Origin of the sequence: Halorubrum tibetense (genome assembly GCF_042661865.1) — an archaeon.
GTDB lineage: Archaea > Halobacteriota > Halobacteria > Halobacteriales > Haloferacaceae > Halorubrum > Halorubrum tibetense.
Map to the genome: position 1 here is coordinate 1 of NZ_JBHSWW010000161.1, position 5585 is coordinate 5585.

General features: G+C 65.7%; 5 protein-coding genes and 1 pseudogene. 5 read left to right on the forward strand and 1 reads right to left on the reverse strand.

The genetic code is table 11. The features are described from left to right. The 5 genes and pseudogenes from ACFQEU_RS10580 to ACFQEU_RS10600 form a co-directional block, all read left to right on the forward strand. Positions 1-209 (forward strand): annotated as a pseudogene (locus ACFQEU_RS10580) (CDP-alcohol phosphatidyltransferase family protein); the annotation flags it as partial. Positions 210-292: 83 nt separating this feature from the next. Beyond that, positions 293-646 carry a class I SAM-dependent methyltransferase gene (locus ACFQEU_RS10585; RefSeq protein ID WP_379781925.1) on the forward strand — a complete coding sequence of 118 codons (354 nt, stop codon included), beginning with the start codon at positions 293-295 and terminating at the stop codon, positions 644-646. A gap of 75 nt (positions 647-721) precedes the next feature. Continuing rightward, a complete protein-coding gene (locus ACFQEU_RS10590) occupies positions 722-1792 on the forward strand; it encodes an NAD(P)/FAD-dependent oxidoreductase (protein ID WP_379781927.1) in 1071 nt (356 codons plus the stop codon). 246 nt (positions 1793-2038) lie between these two features. Then, complete coding sequence (locus tag ACFQEU_RS10595; protein ID WP_379781929.1) at positions 2039-3208, forward strand: inorganic phosphate transporter; 1170 nt, start codon at positions 2039-2041, stop codon at positions 3206-3208. A 102-nt stretch (positions 3209-3310) separates the two neighbouring features. Next, positions 3311-3730: a universal stress protein gene (locus ACFQEU_RS10600; protein WP_379781931.1), complete on the forward strand. Its 420-nt coding sequence runs from the start codon at positions 3311-3313 to the stop codon at positions 3728-3730. A gap of 189 nt (positions 3731-3919) precedes the next feature. Here ACFQEU_RS10600 and ilvA read toward each other — a convergent pair whose 3' ends face one another. Continuing rightward, entirely contained in the window at positions 3920-5131 is a 1212-nt protein-coding gene (gene ilvA, locus ACFQEU_RS10605; protein WP_379781933.1) for a threonine ammonia-lyase, read from the reverse strand. Positions 5132-5585 lie beyond the last annotated feature (454 nt).

Below are 5585 nucleotides of genomic sequence, written 5' to 3' on the forward strand. Positions count from 1 at the left end.
GCTGGCGGCGGCACCGGGGGCTCGCGGTGGCGGACCTCGCGCCGAGCCAGTTCCGCCGAGCGACCGGGGCCGTGATCATGTCGACGGTGTTTCTCGCGCTCCTGCCGGTCCCCGGTCCCGAGCTCTCGCGGACGATCGCGTGGCTAGTTTCGGTCCCCGTCCTAGCCCACTTCCTGTGGGACTGGCTGTCGGTGTCCGGACGCGTTTGATCGGGGCACTCACGCAAGCGGTGAGAACCGCACGCCGGTACCCCGAAGCTTGATGCGACGAACGGCCCTACGGGTAGTGTTCGATGGGACTCCCCGACGACGCGGTCCGACACGAGATCGACGACGGCGAACACTACGTCGTGGGCGACGCGATGGACGTCCTCGCCGAGTACCGCGACGAGGCCGCCGCCGTGTTCCTCGACGACGCGTGGGCTCGGCCGGGCCGGGTCCAACAGGGCGGGCTCGCGTACGACCTCCACCCGTTCGACGAGGACCACGTCGCCGAGGGCGACGACGTCGACGGAACGCTCCCGACGGCGGACGTCATCGACGCCTCCCGTGACGCGCTCGTCGACGCCGGATTCGACGTCGAGACGGTGGACGGGTACGGGCCCGAGGACGACCGGACCGTGTTCGTCGCGGTCGCGCCCGGCTGACGAGGGTTCTCCTTGAGGGTCCTGTGACGGTCTATCAGCGCAACCTACATATCCCGCCGTCACGAACAGTATAGTATGAGTGACGAAATACTCGAACACCGACGACTACTGGTCGCCGGGAGCGGCATCGCCGCGTTGAGCGCGGCGATCTACGCCGCCCGGTCGAACAATGAGCCGCTGTTGATCGAGGGCGACGAGCCCGGCGGCCAGCTCACGCTGACGACGGACGTGGAGAACTATCCCGGGTTCCCGGACGGGATATCCGGTCCCGAGCTCATCAACGAGATGCGCGAGCAGGCGGGGAAGTTCGGTACGGAGTTCGAGAGCGGGATCGTCGCCGACGTGGAGAAACGGCCTGCGGGCCATTTCCGCGTCGAGCTGACGAACGGTGACGTGTACACTGCGGACGCCGTGATCGTCGCCTCCGGGGCGTCCGCGCGCACCCTTGGCGTCCCCGGCGAGGACGATCTGATGGGGTACGGGCTCTCGACGTGTGCGACGTGTGACGGCGCGTTCTTCCGCGACGAGGACATGCTCGTCGTCGGCGGCGGCGACGCCGCGATGGAGGAGGCCAACTTCCTCACCAAGTTCGCCGACACCGTCTACATCGCGCACCGGCGCGAGGAGTTCCGCGCCGAGGACGTCTGGATCGACCGCGTGATGGACAAGGTCGACGACGGCGACATCGAGATCCTGAAGAACACGGAGCTCACCGAGATCCATGGTACGGCCGAGGAGGGGATCACGAGCGTCACCCTCGTCGAGCACCCGGACGGCCACCCCAAGGAGAAACTGGAGGACCCCGCGACCGCCGACGCGGTCGACGAGTACGAGTTCGAGGTGGGCGCGGTGTTCTACGCCATCGGGCACACGCCGAACACCGAGTTCTTGGAGGGAACGGGTGTCGAGCTCGACGACGCCGGCTACCTGCTGACCCAGGGCGGTCGTGACGGCGGCCAGACCGCGACCGCGGTCGAGGGGGTCTTCGGCGCGGGCGACGTGGTCGATCACCACTATCAGCAGGCGGTCACCGCTGGCGGGATGGGCGTGATGGCCGCGCTCGACGCCGACGACTACCTCTCGGAACGTGAGCGGGCCGGCGAGCTGTACGAACCCGAAGTCGACGCCGCGGCCGCGGACGACTGACCCCACGACGGCGCCGGGAACACGCTCATCAGGAACACGCGCTGATACGGTAGACCGATCGGCTTGGGTGGCCAACACGGAGCTGCTACAGGGCTGGTCCCTCTCCACCGGAGTCGATGTCGAACTCCTCGTGCAACACCGTTGAGCCGGAACCGAGCGGCGCGACGTTCGCTCTCGGGCTATAACTTATGAATACTATTGATGTCGCATCCGCATACTTATATTGATGACGGACAACTAGTAGCTATGTCTCTCAGTATTGTCCTTTTAGCAGGGCTTGCAGCGTCGATCTTTGTCGGATTCAATATTGGCGGATCCTCTACCGGAATCGCGTGGGGGCCGGCGGTCGGTGCGCGTATTCTCTCGAAGACGGCGGCTGCCGGGTTGATGACGTTCTTCGTGTTTCTCGGCGGGATAACGGTCGGGCGAAACGTAATGGACACGCTCGCCGGAGATATCATTACGATTCCGATCACGCTCGAAGCCGGCGTTGGCGTGCTGTTTTTCATCGGCCTCGGCATCCTCATCGCGAACGTCTTCGGCGTGCCGGTCCCGACGTCGATGACGACGGTCGCGTCCATCGCCGGGCTCGGGCTCGCGACTGGAACGCTGAATTACGGAACGATAGGCTCCATCGTCTCGTGGTGGATCGTCACGCCGATAATCGGCTTCTGGGTCGGTGCAGTGATCGGACGGTACGTGTATCCGGAGCTCAACCGGCGATTCGCGATCGCGGTCTCCGACGGACCGCTTCTCACTCTCGATCGAAGCGGTCGGGTTCCCCGCCTCACATACGGACCGAACACGGACCGACGGGAGCTCGTGAGCACGGTGGTCGTGTTGATGATCGGCTGTTACATGGCATTTAGTGCGGGTGCGAGCAACGTCCCGAACGCAGTCGCACCGCTCGTAAGCAGCAACGCGATCGGCGAGGTGAACGCGGTCGCCCTCGCGACGGTCGCGATAGGGGTCGGTGGGTTCACGATAGCTCGTCGGACCATGGAATCGGTGGGGACCGAGCTGAGCGATATCCCGCTTTTGGCCGCGCTCATCGTGATGACGACTGCCGCCACGATCACGACCGCGCTCTCGTACGCGGGGATCCCGATCAGCCTCGTGATGGCGATGGTGATGACCATCGTCGGGCTCGGATGGGGTCGGGCCACCCGACCCGTTACAGCCCGGGACGTGGTGACGGGTCAGACGGAGACGCCGATCGCGACCGGTGCCATCACTGCGGATGACGGCGATACCGCGAGACCCATCGGCCAGCCGGAATCGAAAAAGGCGCTGAACACCGGAAACCTGTTCAATCCACGAGCGATCCTGAAGTACGTCTCGATGTGGATCATCGGTCCGTCGGTGGCGTTGCTCCTCTCGTACGTGTTCTTCATCGTCGTCCCGTTCGTCGGATGATCCTCGTCGCCGGCGGCACCGGGTCGATATCCTTAGAGACGATCGGGACGCCACGGACCACCGATCACCCGGTTTCATCATTGCCCGGTGCGTAGGTAACTCATGATATCTCGCGTACTCGTTCCGATGGACGACTCGGAGATGGCGGAGCGTGCGCTCCGATACGCGCTCGATGCACACCCAGACGCCGAGATCACTGTGCTCCACGTCGTCGGCGAGCCGTCGTTGATGATGGGTGATGCGACCGGGATCGCTCTCGCCGACGATCCCCAAGCAGCCGCACGAGAGAACGCGAGTGGCCTGTTAGAAAGGGCAGATGAGATAGCCGCCGAGTACGACGTCGAGATCGAGACGGTCGTCAGGATCGGTCACCCCGCTCGGGCAGTGATAAACATGACCGAGGGGTTCGACGCGGTCGTCATCGGAAGCCACGGCGGCAGCCTCGCCGACCGGCTGCTCGTCGGGAACATCGCGGAGAAGATCGTTCGGCGGTCGGCAGCGCCGGTAACCGTCGTCAGATGACATCCTCTCCGCCGTGAGCCTCGACGCGGTTTATGACGTGGAGTGTCGGATTCACGCCCGCCCTAAAGGGGCGAGACTCTCCCGTTAACTCAGGTAGCGTATTGCCGCGCCTTCATGGGTGATACCGGTTCCCGCCTGATAGCGGTCTCGTGTGATCTGATATGTGATACGTGACGGCTGTCGCCGGCGCTATGAGAGGATATCCACGTTGTACCCTTCGGCTTCGAGCTCTTCGACGATACCGGCGGCGTGTTCGGCGTCGTCGGTTTCGAGCTCGAGCTCGAGCTCGGCCGCGTTGACGGCGACATCTCGGGAAGTGCGGTCGTGGTGGACGGCGTACACGTTCGCGCCGGTGCGCGCGACGATACTGGAGACGCGCTCCAGTTCGCCCGGGCGGTCCTTCAAATTGATCGTGATCTTGAGGTAGCGGCCCATCTGGACGAGCCCGCGGCGGATCACGGTGCCGAGCCGGTTGAGGTCGATGTTCCCGCCACACAGCGCGGCGACGATCGTCTCGTCGTCGTCGTACTCGAACGCTTCCGAGAGGACGGCCGCGAGCGCGACCGCGCCCGCGCCCTCGACGAGCGTCTTCGAGCGTTCAAGCAGGAGCGTGAGTGCTAAGGCGATCTCGCGGTCGTCGACCACGACGACCTCGTCGACGTACTCACGCATGATCGCGAACGGCTTCTCGCCGACCGACCGGGTCGCGATCCCGTCGGCGATCGTGTCGACGCTGTCGATCTCCTGCCGTTCGCCCGTTCGCAACGACTCCGGCGCGCTTGCCGCCCCCTCCGCCTGCACGCCGACGACGCGGACGTCGTCGAGCTGCTCTTTGATCGCGACGGCGACGCCGGAGATCAGCCCGCCACCGCCGATCGGGACGACGACGGTGTCGAGGTCGGGGCAATCGTCGACTATCTCCAGTCCGAGCGTGCCCTGGCCGGCCATCACCGCCGTGTCGTCGAACGCGTGGACGTACGTCAGGCCCAGTTCGCGCTCGAGCTCGTGGGCGTACGCCTGCGCCTCGTCGTAGTCGGTCCCCTCTAACCGCACGTTCGCGCCGTACCCGCGGGTGGCTTTCACCTTCGAGACGGGCGCGAACTTCGGCATGACGACCGTCGCGTCGACCCCCGCGCGCTCGGCGGCCAGCGCGACCCCCTGTGCGTGGTTCCCTGCGCTCGCCGTAACGACCCCGGCCTCGCGGTCGGTCTCGGACAGCGTCGCGATCCGGTTGGTCGCGCCGCGGATCTTGAACGCCCCGGTGCGCTGAAAGTTCTCCAGTTTGAGATGAACGTCGGCGCCGGTCATTTCCGAGAACGTCCGCGACCGTTCCAAGGGCGTGTGGCGGGCGACCTTGTCGACCCGTTCGCGGGCATCACGGATCGCCGATAGCGTGAGCATACGGCGTTCTGTCGCCGCCGGCGGCTAATCGGTTCCGGTCGTCCGCGGGCGGCTCCCGGTCGTGCCCGGTCCGGCCGGTGATGGCTTGGATAGTGGCCAGTGGTGATGGCCCGGATAACGGTCAGTGGTGATACTCCGAGGGGTGACCGCTGGCGGCGGCCGCCGCTCGGTGGTCGGGGTCCGGTAAACGGAAATGGGGGAATGCACGCGTGTGACGTGCAACTGATCGAAGCGCGGGGTCATACAAAAAGGTGAGGCAGGCGGAGTGAAAGTGAAACCGCAAGACTGGAGCGGTATCACCTTCGCGTCATCGGCCCGTCTGACGACTCGCGCGGGCCTCGTCGCTCAGACCCCGCCCCGCTCGTCGATCCGGACGGCCACGTCCCGCTCCGACAGGTACGAGCTCACCCGGTCACGGAAGGGGCCCCGCCCGGGCCACGCGGCGTCGGCGGCG

Coding starts and splice junctions, on each gene's coding strand:
- ACFQEU_RS10585 (WP_379781925.1), top strand. CDS start 293: ATGGGACTCCCCGACGACGCGGTCCGACACGAGATCGACGACGGCGAA.
- ACFQEU_RS10590 (WP_379781927.1), top strand. CDS start 722: ATGAGTGACGAAATACTCGAACACCGACGACTACTGGTCGCCGGGAGC.
- ACFQEU_RS10595 (WP_379781929.1), top strand. CDS start 2,039: ATGTCTCTCAGTATTGTCCTTTTAGCAGGGCTTGCAGCGTCGATCTTT.
- ACFQEU_RS10600 (WP_379781931.1), top strand. CDS start 3,311: ATGATATCTCGCGTACTCGTTCCGATGGACGACTCGGAGATGGCGGAG.
- ilvA (WP_379781933.1), bottom strand. CDS start 5,131: ATGCTCACGCTATCGGCGATCCGTGATGCCCGCGAACGGGTCGACAAG.